The organism is Microvirga sp. P4_G7, from assembly GCF_056401005.1.
In genome coordinates this window covers 1-524 of record NZ_JBFUKD010001203.1, presented here as the reverse complement: position 1 = coordinate 524, position 524 = coordinate 1, and the positions used below count along the sequence as shown (strand labels likewise).

Annotated in this window: 1 protein-coding gene; it reads left to right on the top strand. The window is 61.5% G+C overall.

Going from position 1 to position 524, the window contains the following annotated elements:
* Nucleotides 1-69: 69 nt before the first annotated feature.
* The coding region (locus AC1DT3_RS23890; protein ID WP_477467620.1) for a DnaJ domain-containing protein at nt 70-524 on the top strand (455 nt) is incomplete at its 3' end.

Sequence of the window (524 nt, the reverse complement as noted above, 5' to 3'; positions counted from 1 at the left end):
ATGAAGCGTCGTGCATCCTCCATTCACTGTTCGCCGTTCGCCCCTCACCCCTAAAGGGCTATCCCGCTGATGTCTAAGCGTGACTATTACGAAGTTCTCGGCGTCTCCAAGACGGTCACCGAGGTCGAGCTGAAAACCGCCTTTCGCAAACTGGCGATGCAGCACCACCCCGACCGCAATCCGGGCGACCACGAGGCCGAGGTCAAGTTCAAGGAACTCAACGAGGCGTATCAGACCCTGTCTGACGCCCAGAAGCGCGCGGCCTATGACCGCTTCGGTCACGCGGCCTTTGCTAATGGAGGGCCTGGCGGGCCCGGGTTCGGCAACGATTTTTCCGACTTCATGTCGGACATCTTCGAGAATTTCTTCGGCGATGGACGGGCGCGGGGCGGCGGTCGAAGCACCGGCGGACGCGAACGCGGCGCCGACATGCGCTACAACCTCGAAATTTCCCTGGAAGACGCCTTTCGCGGCAAGACCGCCGAACTGAAGATCCCCACCTCCGTCACCTGCGAGGTGTGCTC